At 37.0% G+C, this 18,101-nt stretch carries 18 protein-coding genes; 10 read left to right on the top strand and 8 right to left on the bottom strand.

Going from position 1 to position 18,101, the window contains the following annotated elements; genetic code table 11:
• The first annotated feature begins 85 nt into the window (after positions 1–85).
• Positions 86–238, top strand: coding sequence for a hypothetical protein (locus tag BMZ04_RS22435; RefSeq protein WP_177184460.1), 153 nt, complete (start codon positions 86–88; stop codon positions 236–238).
• Between the two features lie 89 nt (positions 239–327).
• On the opposite strand, the gene spx is transcribed toward BMZ04_RS22435, so the two are convergent.
• Positions 328–717, bottom strand: a complete 390-nt coding sequence (gene spx, locus BMZ04_RS15055) for a transcriptional regulator Spx (RefSeq protein WP_093272713.1) — start codon at positions 715–717, stop codon at positions 328–330.
• A gap of 54 nt (positions 718–771) precedes the next feature.
• Positions 772–1,278, bottom strand: a complete 507-nt coding sequence (locus BMZ04_RS15050) for a CarD family transcriptional regulator (RefSeq protein WP_093272711.1) — start codon at positions 1,276–1,278, stop codon at positions 772–774.
• 142 nt (positions 1,279–1,420) lie between these two features.
• On the opposite strand from BMZ04_RS15050, the gene BMZ04_RS15045 reads away from it, so the two are divergent.
• Together BMZ04_RS15045 and rraA are read left to right on the top strand one after the other, a co-directional pair.
• A complete protein-coding gene (locus BMZ04_RS15045) occupies positions 1,421–1,849 on the top strand; it encodes a MarR family winged helix-turn-helix transcriptional regulator (RefSeq protein WP_093272709.1) in 429 nt (142 codons plus the stop codon).
• 244 nt (positions 1,850–2,093) lie between these two features.
• Entirely contained in the window at positions 2,094–2,573 is a 480-nt protein-coding gene (gene rraA, locus BMZ04_RS15040) for a ribonuclease E activity regulator RraA (RefSeq protein WP_093272813.1), read from the top strand.
• A gap of 216 nt (positions 2,574–2,789) precedes the next feature.
• Here the strand turns inward: rraA and BMZ04_RS15035 are convergent, their stop codons facing one another.
• From BMZ04_RS15035 to BMZ04_RS15025, 3 genes are read right to left on the bottom strand one after another with little or no spacing between them, the layout of a single operon-like run.
• On the bottom strand, positions 2,790–3,569 hold the full coding sequence (locus BMZ04_RS15035; RefSeq protein ID WP_093272706.1) for a hypothetical protein: 780 nt from the start codon (positions 3,567–3,569) through the stop codon (positions 2,790–2,792).
• Position 3,570: 1 nt separating this feature from the next.
• The gene (locus BMZ04_RS15030; protein WP_093272704.1) at positions 3,571–4,443 is read right to left on the bottom strand and encodes an ATP-binding cassette domain-containing protein; all 873 of its coding nucleotides are present in this window, start codon (positions 4,441–4,443) and stop codon (positions 3,571–3,573) included.
• Positions 4,440–4,781 carry a GntR family transcriptional regulator gene (locus BMZ04_RS15025; protein WP_093272810.1) on the bottom strand — a complete coding sequence of 114 codons (342 nt, stop codon included), beginning with the start codon at positions 4,779–4,781 and terminating at the stop codon, positions 4,440–4,442. The genes BMZ04_RS15030 and BMZ04_RS15025 overlap by 4 nt, the downstream gene beginning before the upstream one ends.
• A 212-nt stretch (positions 4,782–4,993) precedes the next feature.
• Here BMZ04_RS15025 and BMZ04_RS15020 point away from each other — a divergent pair, with 212 nt between their 5' ends.
• The gene (locus BMZ04_RS15020; protein ID WP_093272701.1) at positions 4,994–5,569 is read left to right on the top strand and encodes a DNA-3-methyladenine glycosylase I; all 576 of its coding nucleotides are present in this window, start codon (positions 4,994–4,996) and stop codon (positions 5,567–5,569) included.
• 62 nt (positions 5,570–5,631) lie between these two features.
• On the opposite strand, the gene BMZ04_RS15015 is transcribed toward BMZ04_RS15020, so the two are convergent.
• Together BMZ04_RS15015 and BMZ04_RS15010 are read right to left on the bottom strand one after the other, a co-directional pair.
• The gene (locus tag BMZ04_RS15015; protein WP_093272699.1) at positions 5,632–6,765 is read right to left on the bottom strand and encodes a cation:proton antiporter; all 1,134 of its coding nucleotides are present in this window, start codon (positions 6,763–6,765) and stop codon (positions 5,632–5,634) included.
• A 180-nt stretch (positions 6,766–6,945) separates the two neighbouring features.
• A complete protein-coding gene (locus BMZ04_RS15010; RefSeq protein ID WP_093272696.1) occupies positions 6,946–8,190 on the bottom strand; it encodes an aminopeptidase in 1,245 nt (414 codons plus the stop codon).
• A gap of 165 nt (positions 8,191–8,355) precedes the next feature.
• Between BMZ04_RS15010 and BMZ04_RS15005 the strand changes: the two genes are divergently transcribed.
• The 5 genes from BMZ04_RS15005 to BMZ04_RS14985 all read left to right on the top strand — a co-directional run bounded on the left by BMZ04_RS15005 (position 8,356) and on the right by BMZ04_RS14985 (position 13,919).
• Positions 8,356–8,826, top strand: coding sequence for a DinB family protein (locus BMZ04_RS15005; RefSeq protein ID WP_093272692.1), 471 nt, complete (start codon positions 8,356–8,358; stop codon positions 8,824–8,826).
• A gap of 345 nt (positions 8,827–9,171) precedes the next feature.
• Positions 9,172–10,410, top strand: a complete 1,239-nt coding sequence (locus BMZ04_RS15000; protein ID WP_093272688.1) for an MFS transporter — start codon at positions 9,172–9,174, stop codon at positions 10,408–10,410.
• Between the two features lie 224 nt (positions 10,411–10,634).
• Entirely contained in the window at positions 10,635–11,246 is a 612-nt protein-coding gene (locus tag BMZ04_RS14995; RefSeq protein ID WP_093272682.1) for an FMN-binding negative transcriptional regulator, read from the top strand.
• A gap of 129 nt (positions 11,247–11,375) precedes the next feature.
• Positions 11,376–11,753: a PH domain-containing protein gene (locus tag BMZ04_RS14990; protein WP_093272676.1), complete on the top strand. Its 378-nt coding sequence runs from the start codon at positions 11,376–11,378 to the stop codon at positions 11,751–11,753.
• Between the two features lie 558 nt (positions 11,754–12,311).
• Positions 12,312–13,919, top strand: a complete 1,608-nt coding sequence (locus BMZ04_RS14985) for a thiamine pyrophosphate-binding protein (RefSeq protein ID WP_093272671.1) — start codon at positions 12,312–12,314, stop codon at positions 13,917–13,919.
• Positions 13,920–13,972: 53 nt separating this feature from the next.
• Here the strand turns inward: BMZ04_RS14985 and BMZ04_RS14980 are convergent, their stop codons facing one another.
• Positions 13,973–14,806 carry a TetR/AcrR family transcriptional regulator gene (locus BMZ04_RS14980; RefSeq protein ID WP_093272665.1) on the bottom strand — a complete coding sequence of 278 codons (834 nt, stop codon included), beginning with the start codon at positions 14,804–14,806 and terminating at the stop codon, positions 13,973–13,975.
• A 100-nt stretch (positions 14,807–14,906) separates the two neighbouring features.
• Here BMZ04_RS14980 and BMZ04_RS14975 point away from each other — a divergent pair, with 100 nt between their 5' ends.
• The gene (locus tag BMZ04_RS14975) at positions 14,907–17,993 is read left to right on the top strand and encodes an efflux RND transporter permease subunit (RefSeq protein WP_093272660.1); all 3,087 of its coding nucleotides are present in this window, start codon (positions 14,907–14,909) and stop codon (positions 17,991–17,993) included.
• The last annotated feature ends 108 nt before the right edge of the window (positions 17,994–18,101 follow it).

Here is an 18,101-nt window from a genome sequence, read left to right as displayed (position 1 = left end):
ATATTATAGCTTATCTATTAAGATCGGTATAAAAAAAATTGAGTAGTATAAAGAGGAATAATCGCGGTCCTTATGATGGGGAAAAGTGACAAGTGGATTCAAAGAAGGTCTAAACAAAAGTATCAGTGGTTCGTTGCTTGCAGTTATGAATGTAGGTTCTGAATATGGGCTTGACGTTATTTCAGGTGTCTATTCCAGAACGTTCGTTTTAGGGTTATTACTTATTGGGATGGCTTAAAAAGCTTGCCTGTGTAAGAAACAAACATCAAATCATAACATTCTCGTTTGTTTGAATTAACTTGAATGTTACTTACACAGCGGACACTACTAATAATGTGGGTGACTGGCACCATAGTATAAACGTTCTGATCTAGGTATAAATCTACGAATCTGATGTTCATTAAAACCAACCATTAGGCGCTTTTCATCAAGAATGATGGGACTTTTTAAAATACGGGGATTTTTTTGGATCAAGTTATATAGATCTTTTAAAGACAATTGATCCATATCACCAATTTCTCGCTTAATTACTTCTGAATGCTTGGAAATGATGTCTTCTGTACCATTATCAGTTAAACGAAATATTCCTTTAATCTCTGGCATAGTTAATGACTCGGAAAATATATTCCGTTCAACAAAAGGTATATTATTTCCTTGCAACCACTTTCTAGCTTTTCTACAGGATGTGTTACCTGGTATCACATATAGTGTAATCATTCCGTTCCTCCTTATTCTTTTATTTTTATTGTCAGTAATAAGGGGAAGATGTAGTCAAGTTACTTCGTATTGACTAATCATGCGCTTAACATAGGTAGAAATTTCTCCATAAGTAGTATTCAGTGACAGTGCTAGTTCCTTGAACATTGTATTTTGTATACTTGTTAAAAGAACTCGATCATGATCATACATTTTCTCTTTGTTCTTATTAGCCTCACGTTTTTTCCTCATTAACGTATTTGCTACTTTAGCAATTTCTTTACGATCTCCGGTGTTTACGAGACTATTATATTGTTTTGTTCTCTGTTTTGCATTCTCTATCCACTCGATGCCTGGTTGTTGGAAGGACTGCAAAATATCTTCCGCTTCGTCTCTTTCCACAACTTTCTGCATTACTACTTGTTCACTATCAACAGGGATATTGATGATTAACTTGGAATTTTCAAGTGGATGTAATACATAATAATTTCTCGTGTTGTCACCATAGGTTTTTTCGCAAATATCGTCAATTTTACATAACCCATGTGCCGAATAAATAATAATATCTCCAACATTAAACATACGTGTTAGCCTCCAACTGTAAAATTGTCAATTTAGTTTACAATATTAGTTTACGACAATTTTTATAAGTTGTCAATTTTGTTGACAATGTAAGGGGGATTTTATATAGTAGGTGTCAAAGATATCTATAGGAGTGAATTGGTTGGATTTAGAATTAAATAACTTGGATTTGATTGATATTTTAAGTGAGAGACATCTTCAACTTAGAAAAATAACGGAGAAACTATGGAATGATAGCAGTGATATATATTTATCAAATTCCGAGTGGTTCATCATGGCTAGAATTTATAAAAAGCAGCCTACTATTGCGTTTGTTTCCAAAAACTTGGATATTTCGAGGCAAGCCACCCATAAATTCATAAAAATTTTGGAAGCAAAAGGGATAGTTGAAATAAATAATGTGGAGTATAACAAAAAAGATAAATGCATACGGTTAACTGAGCTGGGTGAAGAATGTTATGAAAAAAATGAATCGCTGAAGGCGAATTTAGAGAAAGAAATTGCTGATAAGATAGGTCCGGAGCAGTTAAAAATTCTTAAAGACTTTCTGAAATTGGATTGGGGATTATAGTTAAGAGAGTTCTTTACATTGAAAATTGGTTTCTATTCCTTGGATAATAGCTTTGAAAGCAAAGAGAAACAAGTATGACAAACTACTCGACAACGATTTGAACAATGACGAGAAATTTTGATGTTGAGCATTGTTGGAATTTAATGTCCCTTGAGTCAAGAGTAATCCAGAATAGTTTATGATGTATACTAGGAGAGAATGTTAAATTATATAAGAAAGAAAAGATTAGGAGGAATCAGCTTTGATAGATTTTAAGACTACTGATTTATGCGACGATCATTCAGAATCATTACAAATTTGCGATATTGATTTCCGTTCTTTCGGAAACAAGTCATGTTTTTCAGGAAAAATAGAAACAGTAGATGTATTTGAGGATAATGTGCTCGTTGTGGAAGCACTCGAAAATGTAGAGGAAGGCTCTGTCCTTGTCGTGGATGGTCGTGGTTCTAAGCGATGTGCACTTCTTGGCGATCGTCTAGCGGGCATCGCTCAATCTAGAAAGTTAGCAGGCATTATTATTAATGGTTATGTTAGAGATTCAGCAGAGCTTGCTAAAATGAATGTCGGCATTCTTGCGTTAGGAACATATCCGCTAAAAAGTAAAAAAGCTGGCACTGGCGAACGTAATAGCACACTTCATTTCGGTGGAGTCGACTGGAAGCCTGGAGAGTATGTTTACGCGGATGAGGATGGAGTTATTATTTCTAAACAGGCTCTTTTATAGTTTATTTTTAGATACAATAATATTTGACCGTTTGATGCACTATCATCAAGCGGTCTTTTTATTGTACTCATTTGGATTTAATGCCAATACGAATTCCGTAATTTAAAGAGAATAGGGAGGATCACAAAGAACTGGACGATGCGCGTAACTTTTGAATGTTCCCCGCGTCATGCCATTCAGAATAGCTTCTGTGTTTGCGTGACTCAGGGAACGTTTTTACATTTTAACGGCTACACGTTTCGTCAGTTGGCGTATCATCCATAAAGTAATTGCGATAAGAACGAAAATGCCTATTACGGACACATATATGGGAAAATCCAAGGTTGCAAACATATCTTGGACAGGTAAGTCTAATGCAATGCTTAAGAGTAAATCCTGTGCATAGATAATTAAAAAAGCGATGATAATACTGATTAAGCCAAATAGAACACCAAATCGATAAAATCCAGAGCCAATCAACCAACCGACTAGATAGTATATAAAAATATTTAAAGCAAAGACGAAAATAGCTAAAAGCCAATTACTTTGCAGGTCCACAAAAGGGGTGAATATAATCGAGAGAATAATCTCTCCAATAATACTACCTTCCGCTCCAGCATTATTGTCGAATGAGCTATCCTTTAGAATAGAAAGATTTATTAAATTTACTAGAAAAATTTGGATTACAGATACTATGCTAGCTATTATCGGAATAGTAATCGAAAGACCAACAGAAGCTATTGCAGATCCTTTAAAATAATCTTTTCTTGTGACTCCATTGCTAACATAGTAAGGAAGGAATCCGTAAGTAGAAATAATGCCAATAACAAGCATAAAAATATTAGCGGCAATAAAAACTGCATCAAAATAATCGTTCATTTCAATTCCCTTAGTAGTAGAGAGTATAGTTTTAATGATTTGAACTACAAGAAGGACACCTAAAAAACCAAAAGCCCAAAAAAATTGAACCCAAAACAAATCCGTGGCGACTTTGGGATAAATTGCTTTTTGCTTCATCTTAGTTTCCCTCCTCTGTTAAATGGATAAACAAATCCTGTAAAGAAATGGGACCAACTTCAAGTCCTCTTTGTTGTGCATGTTTTCGTTCTCTGTCTGTTAGCTCTCCATAAACCATGACAGATTTTGTATTACCTAGCTGCTGAACATTTAATAGTTTCATGGATTGAACAAACTCATCTACTTCGTTTGCCGCTCCGGTAATAGATACTCCTTTTGTTATAAGGGATTCGTATTCTTCCTGCAAAACAACGCTTCCTTTATGCAAAATAAGAACTTCATCGAACAGATAATCCATTTCAGAGACAAGATGTGTGGAAATAATCATTATTCGTGGATGCTTTGCTTGATCTTCTAATAATGCTTGATAAAAGATTTCCCTTGTTGGTGCATCCATTCCTAAATATGCTTCGTCGAATATCGTAATTGGTGCTCGACAAGCTAATCCGATGGTGACATTGAGCGCGGATTGCATCCCTTTGGAAAATTCCTTTATTTTTTTATCCAATGGTAGATTAAACTTTTGAATAAGATACTGTGCGTATTCCCCATCAAAATGTGGACGGTATCTTTCTACACTCTCGAGCATTTCTTTTACGTTATCAGATTCGTCTTTATAATCTTTACTGTATATAAATGCTACTTGCTGCATTACATGTGGATTTTCAAATGGTGCTTTTCCATCAATAGTAAGGGAACCGGATGTTTGCTCGCGAAATGAAGCTAGTATAGAAAGAAGGGAGGTTTTTCCGGCTCCATTTCTCCCCAAGAATCCATAAATTTTGTTCTCACTTAATCGGAACGATAAATTTTTTAACGCATGATGATATCCATAAGCTAAACTTAAGTCCGTTCCTTCTATAGTTAATGTCATGCTCTTTCACTTCCTTTTATTTTTTGGATGAATTCAACAATTTCGTGCTCGGAGATTCCTAATTTTTCTGCTTCTTGTACTAACCCAACAATATAATCATCTACAAATGCATCTTTTCGTTTTTGAATGAGCTTCTTTTTAGCCCCTTCTGCAACAAACATCCCAATTCCTCGCTTTTTAAAAAGAATTCCTTCATCGACCAACTGATTGACCCCTTTCGATACAGTGGCATGATTGATTTTATAAAAGGCCACTAGTTGATTCGTAGATGGTGCCTGTTCTCCTTCTTTCAACTGGTCGTTTACAATTTGGTCTTCAATTTTCTCTCGAACTTGCATATAAATTGGTTTGTCTTGATCGAGAAGTTTGCCCAATGGATTCACCACTTTTCTGTTTAACCTTCACGCTTATACGGTTATACACTTATGTATATAACCATATATCAATAATATTTATGTGTCAAGAGATGAACAATATGTAAGTATTTTATAGAACATACGTATGGTACAATCTAACTATAATTAATAAGTGGCACAAGGGGGAATTACAAATGGCAGAACGGTGCGCGTGGATAGCAGCAAAAGAGCCTTTATATGTGGAGTATCATGATAAAGAATGGGGAGTACCTGTATTTGATGATAGGCTACTTTTTGAAATGTTGTGCCTAGAAGGTGCACAAGCGGGTCTAAGTTGGTGGACAATTTTACAAAAAAGAGAAAACTATCGAAAGGCGTTCGATAATTTTGAAGCGGAAAAAATTGTTCTTTATACGGATGAAAAGATGCAATCATTAAGAGAAGAAGCTGGGATTGTGCGAAATAAGTTAAAAATTCAAAGTGTCGTAACAAATGCAAAGGCCTTTTTGAACATCCAAAAAGAGCATGGTACATTTTCGAATTATATTTGGAGTTTTGTAGAAAGTGAACCAATCGTTAACCACTGGAAGACAGTAAAAGAAGTTCCCGTTTCAAGTGAAATAAGTGATTACATGAGTAAGAGGTTGAAAAAAGATGGATTTAAATTTGTAGGGGGTACTATTTGTTATTCCTATATGCAGGCTGTGGGAATGGTAAATGATCATACATTGGACTGTTTTTGTCATCCTTCTCATGGCAAAGTAAAATAATAGCTAATGGGAGCAAGGTAACTAAGTATATTAGTAATACCTTGCTCTTTTTTGGATGTATTCTAGTCTTTTTTCCCAAAAAATAATTTTAATAATGGAGGGGTAACTAGTGTTGTGACAATTACTACAATAATCATTGCTGTGTAGTATTCAGTAGGTAGTAGACCACTCTCTAGCCCTATGGCAGCTAATATTAATGCCACTTCTCCTCTTGAAATCATTCCAGCACCAATACCCATAGATGATCTTGAATTGAAACCGGATAAACGAGCACCAATCCCTGAACCTATAAACTTTGAAATAATTGCAATAACAGAGAAAACAACTATAAATCCAACTTGGTTACCAATACCATCAAACGATACTGCTAAACCAATGCTGACAAAGAAGAATGGAACGAAAAATCCATACGCAATCGGTTCGACTTTATGCTCAATTTCTTCTTTAAATCTCGTCTGAGCAATGGCAATTCCTGCGAAAAACGTTCCAATAATCCCTGCAATTCCAAGATGCTCTGCAAAGTAAGCAAAGCTAAAACAAATGATTATTCCTGCACTTAACGTTGCTTCCGTGACTTTAAGTTTAGAGAATGCTTGGATAAATCTAGGAATTAACCATTTGGAAGCTAAAATAATGATGATAAAGAACAAGATTTTTTTCCCGATTAATAATGCAATACTAACATCAGAACCTACAAAGAAACTCATAGCAATCGCGATTAAAATAACAACAATAATATCATCTAAAACTGCTGCACCGAGTAGAGTAGAACCCTCTTTACTATTAAGCCAACCCAATTCTCTTAGCGTTTGAACAGAAATACTGACAGAAGTTGCTGATAATAGTAATCCGATAAAAATTGATTCTTCCATTGATAGTCCGTAATATTGAGACGCTAAGTATCCACCAATAATTGGAGCTATAATCCCACCAATAGCAACGAATACTGATGCTTTTAGATTCCGGTTTAAGTCCTTTAAATTTGTTTCTAATCCTGCTAAAAACATTAAAAGAAGAACTCCTATTTGACTGAAGATAGAAACTATCTCCGTATCCTGTACCCACCCTAGTAATGCCGGACCTAAAATAATACCTACTATGATTTTACCTAAAACAGATGGTTGTCCTAGCCGAATACTTAACTGACCAGCTAATTTTGTTGCGAGTAAAATGATAACTATTTGTAAAATAAACACAAGTTACCTCCTATAAATAGTTTTCTGAACAAAAAAAATACATGAAGGAGCCGTTGTGACAGGCTCCTCCATGTATTGCATTTATCATTCAGTTATGACGCTAGTATAACAGTACTTGAACTTAAGCACCAACCCAATTTTTGGTTGATACCTTCTATACGTTCGTGTTCGGGACAATATCTAAAATGCCCAGTCTCCATTACGGAAGATTGGAAGGACTGTGCCATCTTGTTTGATGCCATCGATGTCCATCTTGTCAGAACCAATCATGAAGTCAACGTGAACAATGGAAGTGTTCATACCATGTTTTAATAATTCTTCTTGGCTCATCTTTGTACCACCTTGAATCGTAGTCGGGTAAGCTGAACCGATTGCTAAGTGATTAGATGCATTTTCATCAAATAATGTATTGAAGAAAGTAACATCCGATTGAGAAATTGGAGAAGGATCTGGAACAAGCGCTACTTCACCTAGTCCTGTACCGCCTTCATTGTCAAAAACTAATTTTTTAATTGTTTCATTTCCTTTTTCAGCAGAGATATCTACAATTTTGCCATCTTTGAAATGCACTTCAATACCTTCAATTAGCGTACCAGCATAGCTTAGTGGTTTGGTACTGCGTACGACACCTTCCATCCGGTGTGTATCTGGAGCAGTAAAGACTTCCTCTGTAGGCATATTGGCAATAAACTCTTCCCCTTTAGGATTATAGCTTTCTGCACATGCCCAAATATGGTTTTTTGGTAAACCTAAAGTTAAGTCCGTGCCCGGTGCAGTATAATGTAATGCGTCGAACTGAATTTCATTCAATTTAGCCGCTTTTTCATTTAACGTTTTCTTATGTTCATCCCACGCAGCAATTGGATCATCTGCATAAACACGGCATGTTTTGAAAATTTGGTCCCATAAAGCATCAACTTGCTCTTCAGAAGTTGCTAAATCAGGGAATACTTGTGCAGCCCAACCTGCCCCAGCTGCAGCGGCAACAGTCCATTTCAAGTCATCGTTTTGAGTTGCTATACGTTGTGCTTTGAATGCTTTTCCCGCAATGTTTTGGTAAGCGGCAATTTTAGCAGGATCCACTTCGTTTAGTAGACCTGGATCACTAGATACAATAGAGAGACGACTTACACGATGGTTTAACACATGGTCTTCGGATTCTTGGATTTCATAATCTGGGATGTCTGTTAACACTTCTGTAGACTGGTTTAAATAATGCAGCTTGCTAATTTCGTCATCAGACCATTTGATAATGACTTTTTCAGCACCTAAATCATATGCTTCTTTCGTAATTAATCGTGCTAATGGTGCCTGATCAACAGTGATAGTCATTTTTACCCAATCACCAGATTGAACATTAATACCTTTTGCAACTAATAGTTTTGCATACTTTTGTAAATTCTCTTCGAAATTAGTTAACATCATTTTTCCTCCAATAACTTGTATATATTAACTATTCTAGCATGCTTAAACGGAAACTACTCTACTAGAACACTGAAAATCTTGGACAATTTTCTTGTTTGTTGCAAACAAATTCACCAATAGTTATGATGGAAGAAGAAATATATTATAAAAACTGGAGTGGTATATATGTATCGTAAAGTAGAGGATTTTGTAGAAGATTGGACAGTTTCAGCAGCAGGAACATTAAAAGTAATTAAGGCAATCACAAATGATAAGTTAGACCAAGCGATAGAAGAAGGACATAGTACGCTTGGTTGGCTCGCTTGGCATTTAGTAGGGGCAGCAGGAGCATATGGTCATTTTGCAGGTGTACAGATTCCGGCACCTGGACGCAATGATCCAGCACCAACAGATGTAGCTGAAATTGTGCAAGCTTATGAAAAAGTGGCTGATGCATTTAAAGCGGAGGCAGCTAAGCTGACAGATGATATGTTACTAGAAGAGGTGACTGGATTTGTTGGACCGACAGTGCGTGGTAAACTTTTACGTGGCTTAATCGACCATCAAACACATCACCGCGGCCAAATGACTGTATTACTACGTCAAGCTGGTTTAACTGTTCCTGGTATTATGGGGCCAACAAAAGAGATGCAATAATATTTAGTCATTTACTCTGACAATTGCTATAGCTGAAATACGTATGGTAAAATTGAATTCACTATATTGGAATGGAGGTTTTCCTTTTGACAGCATCAATGAGACTTAGAATCCAAGTTTTGAACCGTTAATTGAATACGTTCAAAAGCTCTGCTTAAGTGCAGTGTCTATGGGATTGGTCTGTCTATTTTAGGAAACCTTGATTTTATGATTTAAAAAGAGGGGGACGAGTCTGCCCTCTTTTTTTGCTGTCTTTAAAACATAAAAGAATAATAATTATTACCAGAAAATATGACCTTGCCATTTTCCTACTAAAACTAATTATATAAAAAGGTCGTGAATAAAATGAATTCTACATTTGAAAACTGGAAAAGGAATATTATTATCTTTTTAGGTAGCCAAACATTATCACTTTTTGGATCCTCTTTAGTTCAATATGCGATTATGTGGCATATTACGCTAACTACGCAATCAGGAATGATGATGACGTTGTTTATCCTTTGTGGGTTTATCCCCACTTTTATATTATCTCCAGTAGCTGGAGTATGGGCTGATCGTTATAATCGTAAGCTGCTTATCATTTTATCGGATGGTTTGATTGCGACAGCAACACTTATACTTGCTATTGTATTTTTAATGGGGTATGACGCAATTTGGTTACTGTTTGTTATGGCTGCAATTCGAGCAGTAGGTACAGGTATTCAAACTCCAGCAGTTGGAGCTATTTTGCCTCAAATTGTTCCGGAAGACAAACTGACGAAAGTGAATGGAACGAATGGAAGTATTCAAGCAATTATTATGTTCGTATCTCCAATGGTCAGTGCGGCGTTATTAACGATGACTTCACTTGAAGTTATTTTCTTTATCGATGTGGTTACTGCGGCTTTGGCGATTATCACGTTACTGACATTATTGAAAATTGCAGTGCATGAAAAAGCTTCTGAAAAGCAAACAACGAGCTATTTCACTGATTTCAAAGAAGGATTAGTATATATTAAGCAACATGCTTTTCTAAAGCAGTTTTTTCTGTTTTTTGCCTTTTTCTTTGTGTTGATGGCACCTGCTGCCTTTTTAACTCCGCTTCAAGTGGTACGTAGCTTCGGTGATGATGTATGGCGCTTAACAGCAATCGAATTAGCTTTTTCGGTTGGAATGATGTTAGGGGGAGCTATTATTGCTACTTGGGGAGGCTTTAATAACAGAATCCATACAATGACATTTGCAAGTATTATAATGGGTGTTTGTACATTTGCACTTGGAATTACTCCTGTGTTTTGGATTTATTTAACCTTTATGGGTATATTCGGAGTGACAATGCCAATTTTCAATACACCAACGATGGTTTTAGTCCAAGAGAAAGTGGAAAGCAATTATCTTGGTAGGGTATTTGGTGTGTTTGGGATGATTTCGACTTCTATGATGCCCATTGGAATGCTCATTTTTGGTCCTATTTCGGATGCAGTAAAAATTGAATGGCTACTCGTAGGAACTGGGATATTAATTTTAATAGTAGGTGTCTTCTTAGGACGCAGTAAAGTGTTACTAGAGGCAGGAAAGCCGACAGTGAAGGAACTTTCTGAGTAGGTTTTTCCTTGTATTTAACCGCTTGATGCAGTAGCGTCAAGCGGTCTTTTTGTATGTACTTTCCCATTGTTACACACATTGAAAACAATGAAAAAAGGAGACTTTTCAGAAATATCTCCTTTGACATATGTAATTATTTAAAAATGTACCTTTTTAATTGTCAGTTAGTGTACTACTATTAACTCAGATTGTACAAATAATTACAAAACAAGGGGGAGTTATTCATGTATATACCAAAGTTTTATAAAGTTACAGATTTTGATGAAATAAAAGAATTTGTTCAAAAGAACTCATTTGGAACGATTGTTACAACCAAAAAGAGCAAACCAATTGCTACTCATCTACCTCTGGGATTGAGTGAAAAAGATGGGGACCTCTATATAACCGGGCATATGGCTTATGGAAATCCACAATGGAGAACATTCGAAACGAGTGAGGATGTGCTCGTGATGTTCCAGGGTCCGCATGCTTACATTTCGTCCTCTTGGTACGAGCATGAAAATGTTCCAACATGGAATTATCAAGCTGTGCATGTATATGGGACAGCTAGCATTATGAATGAAGAAGAGTTAAAACAAGAACTATCTTCGATGCTACTAAAATATGAGCAACATCGTGATAATCCAGTATTGTGGGAGAAACTTTCTCCGCAAGTTATAGAAAGAGAACTAAAAGGTATTGTTGGATTTAAGATTAAAATACACGAAGTTCAAGCTGCCTATAAATTAAGTCAGAATCGTAATGAGAAGGACTATCTTAATATCGTTAATAAACTCCAGGAGGAAGAAGATATAAATTCTCAACAAATGGCTAAAGTGATGGAAAAGAAGGAGTAACTTCCCTGGTATAGCTCACTAACAAGAGTCTGAATATTCGAATATACGCCATGTTTATATGGTAAAATGATTGAAGAAAAAGAAATAGCTAAATGAAACTGGAAAGTTAGTGAAAAAGGAGAGATGAAAATGGGATTTTTAGATGGCTTAATGGGGAATGCGTCAGAGGTAGAACTGGATAAAGTCGAAAAAGAGCTAAAGGATTTACTAGTTCCATCTGAAAAAGTAGAATATGCGTATAAGCTTATACGAGATCTTTTTGTGTTCACGGATAAACGACTATTGCTCATCGATAAGCAAGGAATGACTGGAAAGAAAGTGGAATATCACTCCATTCCATATAAAAGTGTCGTACATTTTTCAATTGAGACAGCGGGAACTTTAGACTTGGATGCTGAATTGAAAATTTGGTTATCGGGGAGTGCGGCACCGATTCAAAAGAAATTCAATAAATCATTGAATATTTATAAAGTGCAAAGTGTATTGGCTGCATATGTTTTGAAATAAGCACTGAGATGAAACAAGGCGAATAAGGATTGGCGTTCGTCCGTAAAAAGCGAACGCCAATGTACTAGATAGTTGCGGTTCGATAAATTTTCAATAAACACATTTACATCCTGCTTCTCATACTTATCAAGCATCTGCTGACTAATATTCGAGTCAGTAATAATGCCGTCTACACTTTTCAAGTCTCCGATTTTAAGCATGGCCACAGAGTCGAATTCTCGCATTCCGATAAATGGCCATTTTATTCGTATTCGCCATCCCCGTAATCGTTTAATACTTTATCTAAAGAAATCCCACTTACACTCATGAAAAAAGTATCGATATTAAACTTCTCAATATTAGAAAGGCAAGAACACTTGATGATCTTTCCTAAAAGTTTTCCCCAACTTATTCACAAATAATAATTTTTGACTAGTAATCCACTCAGTTGTCGAAAAAATCAAATAACTTATACACAACTTATCCCCAATCTAGGTATAACTTTAGCAGAATGTTTATCTCTGTCGCTTTAAGGGAAATTACTTGATAAACAAATGCTAAAAGGAGAGGGGATTTTTTATGGGTAAAACAGTTGCTGAAGTAATGCTGGATCAATTGTCCCTTTTAGGGGTCAAGCGTATTTATGGTGTCGTTGGAGATACAATCATTGGGTTTTTGGATGCACTTGCCAAACAGGACAAAATTGAGTTTATTCCTGTCAAACATGAATCTGTCGCTGCATTCATGGCTTCTGCAGAGGCTAAGCTTACGGGAAGGCTTGCAGTATGCACGGCTACGATGGGACCGGGAGCAGCCAATTTGCTGAACGGACTTGGGGATGCCTACTCAGATAAAGCCCCCTTCCTAGCGATAACCGGCCAAGCACCACGTAACAAAATTGGTACAGACTATCAACAATATGTGGATCAACAGGAACTTTTTAAACCATTCGCGACCTACTCAGCAAATCTTGCCAGTGAGGATGCTATAGTGGAACTACTTCAGAAAGCTGCTCATACATCCCTTCAGCAACAGGCTGTCACTCATCTTTCAATACCAAAAGATTTGTTTCAGGTAAAGACAGCAGTAAAAGCTCGTGCACTGCCGACAGTAATAGAAGGAACAGCCTCTTTTCAAACGGAAGATCTAAAAGAAGTCGTGGAAGTAATGAAAACAGCAAAAAAGCCAATTATTCTTGCCGGAGCGGGGGCGAAAAAGGCTGCTTCTGCTGTTGAAGAACTTGCTGAAACTTGGGGAGCGGGTATCCTTACTAGTTTGGGTGGTAAAGGACTGTTTGAAGAATCTACGCCATGCCTTCTTCAAGGAATTGGAGAAGGGGGAAATCCTCATGCAGCAGAAGTTTTTAAAGAAGCTGATGTTGTCCTACTTGTAGGTGTGACTTGGTGGCCTGAGGGGTACGTGCCTAACAATGCTCGTATTGTTCAGATTGACACTCACTTCGCAACTGCCCATAAAGGAATTCCGACGGAGCTTGGGGTCAATGGAAAAGCAGAGCAAGTGGTCCCGCTTCTGTTGCAAGGCTTAGAAGGTTATCAAAAGAATTCTGCATGGAAGACACGAATAGAGGACGCAAAAGTAAAATGGGCTACTCAAAATGAGGAGGAGGGTCAGATAACCGGCTCTCCAATTCATCCTTCCCGTATTGTTCGAGCAATTGAACGAACAGTTGCAGAAGATGCGATACTCGCATTGGACACAGGGGATATAACAGTATGGATGAACCGCAATTTTCGTCAAAGTCGGCAGTCTGTCCTATTCTCAGGTTATTGGCGTTCGATGGGGTTCGGTCTTCCAGCGGCTATCGCGGCTAAGCTTGTGCAGCCAGAAAAACAAGTCATCTCCATAGTTGGAGATGGAGGTCTTCAGATGACGCTTGCAGACCTTTTAACTGCAACCCGCTATAATCTAGACATTACCGTTCTAGTCTTTAATAACGGGTCGTTGCAGATGGAAAGTGACAAAATCCAGGTAGCTGGAGATAGAGAACTGGGAACACAATTGACTAACCCAGATTTTGTTAAGGTAGCTGAAGCGTGCGGATGGACAGGATTTCGTGCTGATACGGATAGTGAATTGGAGTCAATTCTCGAAGATGCTATCCGAACAACTGGTCCGGTATTGGTAGATATTTATACAGCTCAGGCATTTTTTCCAGAAACAGAGTGATAATATACTTATAAAAAAGGCAGAATGCTAAATGCATTCTGCCTTTTACTATTTCATAAATCAAAGTAATTGCGGAGTAAATAAGAGATCCATTTGCAATGTGGATGATTGCGGATATTTTCGATTAACCCTTTCACAATTGCGGGACTTAGAGTCGGTTCGAGAAGTTGTTGCTCTAGTAGGATTAATGATTCTTTTTCAATCGACTCTTCCATCTCGTTCTTTTTTTGTGTAATCATTTCTAGAAGCTGTTCTTTTGTTATCACCTCTAAATTTGGCTGTTCTATAGCATGAATAATATCTTCTGAAATAAATGCAATAGTTGCATGCTTCGCAAGTAAGTTTGTTTTTTCGACTAGTGATTCAGACAGTAGCTTCAAATCGAGTGAATTATTATAAAATAGTATTAGCTTGGAATAATTATTCATTAATCCTTTAATACAATAAACCAAATCATATTTTGTGTGGATGATCTCATCTCCATATAATCGTTCAACCATGGTTAGAGTAACTTTGTCCAATAATCTATCGTATATATGCAATTTTTCAATCAGTTCTTTATTATTAAATGTCTGAGCTTGTTCATTCATAAGAATTTTGGCAAAATCTGAATGTTGAACAAAAGATTGAAATGTCGTGTGATAATACTTGAATAAAAGTCCTTCATTGTTCACGTTTCTGACTTGGTAGTCAATATCAGAAATAAATTGTGTCATAAAGTAGTCTATTAACGATAAAATCAATTCATCCTTTGACTTGAAAGATAAGTAAAATGCCCCTTTAGAGATGCCGCAGTGGTCTGTTATTTGTTGAACAGACGTGGCTTCAAATCCTTGTTTCGCAAAAAGCTCCAATGCCTTTTCCATTATTAATTGTTTTTTTATCATTTTATATGTATCGCTCCTAGGTAATATCGTTGACAATTGACCGATTAGTCATTAGTATAATTAACGGAGCTAGATAAGTCAATTTAGGGTAGGTGTAAAAGTGAAAGGTTTAGTTAACTTTGTATTAAAAAATAAGTTAGCAGTATGGTTACTTACAATTATTATTACAGTATCCGGTATTTATTCGGGTACACAAATGAAGACGGAGACGATTCCAGATATTTCAATTCCATTCTTAATGGTAATGGATGTTTATCCTGGGGCAACTCCTGAACAAGTCATGGAAGATATATCGATGCCGCTAGAAAAAGCGGTGGAGAACTTAGAAAATGTGAAATCTGTTTATTCTAATTCATACTCGAATATGGCAAATATTCAAGTAGAGTACGAATATGGGATAGATATGGATGAAGCGAAGCGTGCTTTGCAATCTGCGTTAGATGCAGTGGATTTACCAGAAGGGGCACAAGCACCAACAATTACTGCAATTAGCATGAATATGATGCCGGTTGTTGCTCTAAGTATAAGTAGTTCTACGGAGGATATCGTTGACTTAACGTCGACTGTTGAGGATCTATTACTTCCAAAAATCGAAAAAATCGATGGGGTTGCATCTGCTACTATTACAGGTCAACATATTGAAGAAGTCCAGCTTACGTATGACGAAGAAAAAATGGCTGAACTTGGTTTAACAGAAGATGATGTAAAACAAATGATTCAAGCGAGCGATTTAGCTGTTTCATTAGGTTTGTATGAGTTTGAAGAAGGTGAACAAGCGGTCGCAGTGGATGGTAAGTTCATGACAGCGGATGAACTAAAAGAAATGCTGATTCCTGTTACTCCTTCAGAAGCTAACCCATCGCCATTCGTAAAGCTTAGTGATATTGCTACCGTTGAAGTAGTGGGTAAAGTACAGTCTGTTTCCCGTACAAATGGAGAAAATGCAATTGCTATTCAAATTGTCAAAGGACAACAAGCAAACACAGTAGATGTTGTAAATGATGTGAAGGATTTAATCGCCGAAGAAGAGAAAGCAATCGATGGACTGATCGTCGAGGTATCCCTTGACCAAGGTGCGCCAATTGAAGCCTCGATTAGCACGATGATTGAAAAAGCGTTATTTGGTGGTTTAATCGCGGTATTGATCATCCTTTTATTCCTACGTGATTTTAAATCTACTATCATTTCTATTATTTCAATCCCAGTTTCGATTTTCATGGCTTTACTGCTATTAAACTGGTTGGATATTACGTTAAATATGATGACGTTAGGTGCGATTACGGTTGCCATTGGGCGTGTAATTGATGATTCCATTGTCGTAGTGGAAAATATTTATCGACGTCTACATTTGAAGTCAGAGAAGTTAACAGGTCGAGCGCTTGTACGTGAAGCAACTATTGAAATGTTCAAACCAATTATGTCTTCTACATTAGTAACGGTTGCCGTGTTTGCACCACTTATTTTCGTAGGTGGTATGGTTGGTGAATTGTTCATGCCGTTCGCATTAACGATGTCGTTTGCGCTTGCTGCATCATTAATTGTTGCGATTACAATCGTTCCGGCATTATCTCACTTCTTATTTAAGAAAAAGCTTTATAGTGAAAAAACAGAAAGTAGCCATAAAGAAGCGGGCAAATTAGCAAATGTTTACAAAGGTATTCTTAAATGGACTTTAAATCATAAGATCACTACTTCGATCATTTCTATTGTTTTATTGGTAGGTAGTGTGGCATTAACGCCGCTAATCGGTTTTAGCTTCATGGGTAGTGAAGAAGAAAAAGTGATGTACTTAACATATACGCCAGAAGCGGGCGAGCTGAAAGAAGATACATTAGCAAATGTTGGAGTAGTGGAAGAAGAATTATTGAAACGCGACGATATAGATATCGTCCAATTATCTGTAACAGAAGGCGCTGATCAGATGTCAGCTATGATGGGTGGAGGAGCAGGTGGTGCTTTAATGTACCTAATCTTTGACCCAGAGATGGAAGATTTCCCAGGAGCACGTTCGGAAGTTGAGGAGTATGTGTTTAACATTGGTCAAACAGGTGAATGGAAGAGCCAAAGCTTCACTTCTATGTCGATGTCTACAAACGAAGTTAGCTATACATTCTACAGTGAAGATTTAGATAGGTTGAATGAAGCAGTCAAAATGGTAGAAGGCGTTATGAATGAAAATGACGGCTTAGAAGACGTTTCTTCTAGTGCAGAAGATGCATACGTAGAGTATACGTTCAAAGTGGCACAAGATGAACTTCTGCAATATGGCTTAACAACGGGTCAAATTGTCATGATGTTAAATCCGAATAAAACACAAGATGTTTTAACGACGGTTGAAAAAGACGGAGACACATTACAAGTTATCGTTCAGCAAGAAAAAGCTGCTCAACCTAAATCGGTCGACGATATTTTAGCAACGGAAGTACCGACTGCGCTTGGTACGACGATGAAACTTTCTGAACTTGTAACAGTAGAAGAAGGTACGACACTAAATACACTTGCTCGTAGTAAAGGAGAATATTACGCAACTGTTTCGGGAACAATTCTTGGTGCGGATATTTCAAAAGCTACATCAGAAGTAGATAAGGCAATTGATAAATTAGATTTAACTAAAGGGGTTACAGTTGGGGTTGCCGGTGCAGCTGCTGATATGGAAGAGACATTTACACAGCTTATTGTTGCAATGCTTGCAGCAATTGCAATCGTGTACTTTATCCTTGTTGTCACATTCCGTGAAGGTGTCGCACCATTTGCGATATTATTCTCATTACCATTTGCAGTAATTGGTTCATTTGTTGGTTTATTAATCGCAGGTGAAACAATCTCTGTATCTGTTATGATGGGTCTATTAATGTTAATTGGTATCGTAGTAACAAATGCAATCGTACTTGTAGACCGTATTGTTCATATGGAACGTGATGGTATGACAATGCGTGAAGCAATTTTGGAAGCGGGTGTCACTCGTCTACGTCCAATCTTAATGACGGCGATTGCGACAATTGGTGCATTAATCCCGTTAGCAATTGGATCTGGTGGCGGAGGCGGTCTAATCTCGAAAGGATTAGGTATTACTGTAATAGGTGGGTTGGTAAGTTCCACTTTATTAACGCTAATCATCGTACCAATTGTGTATGAGATATTATCAAAACTATTTAAGAAAAATCGTAAAGAAGTAGAAGAGAATTAATAGAAAATCCCTCCAAGGTGATTCTTCATCTTGGAGGGATTTTTTGCTTAAGAATTAATAAAATAAGACATATCGGTGACTTACCATTGCTAAAAAAGGTAAGTTATT

The organism is Psychrobacillus sp. OK032, assembly GCF_900111345.1.
GTDB lineage: Bacteria > Bacillota > Bacilli > Bacillales_A > Planococcaceae > Psychrobacillus.
Note: the sequence above shows the minus strand (reverse complement) of the source record. Positions and strands in the feature narration are given on the sequence as shown.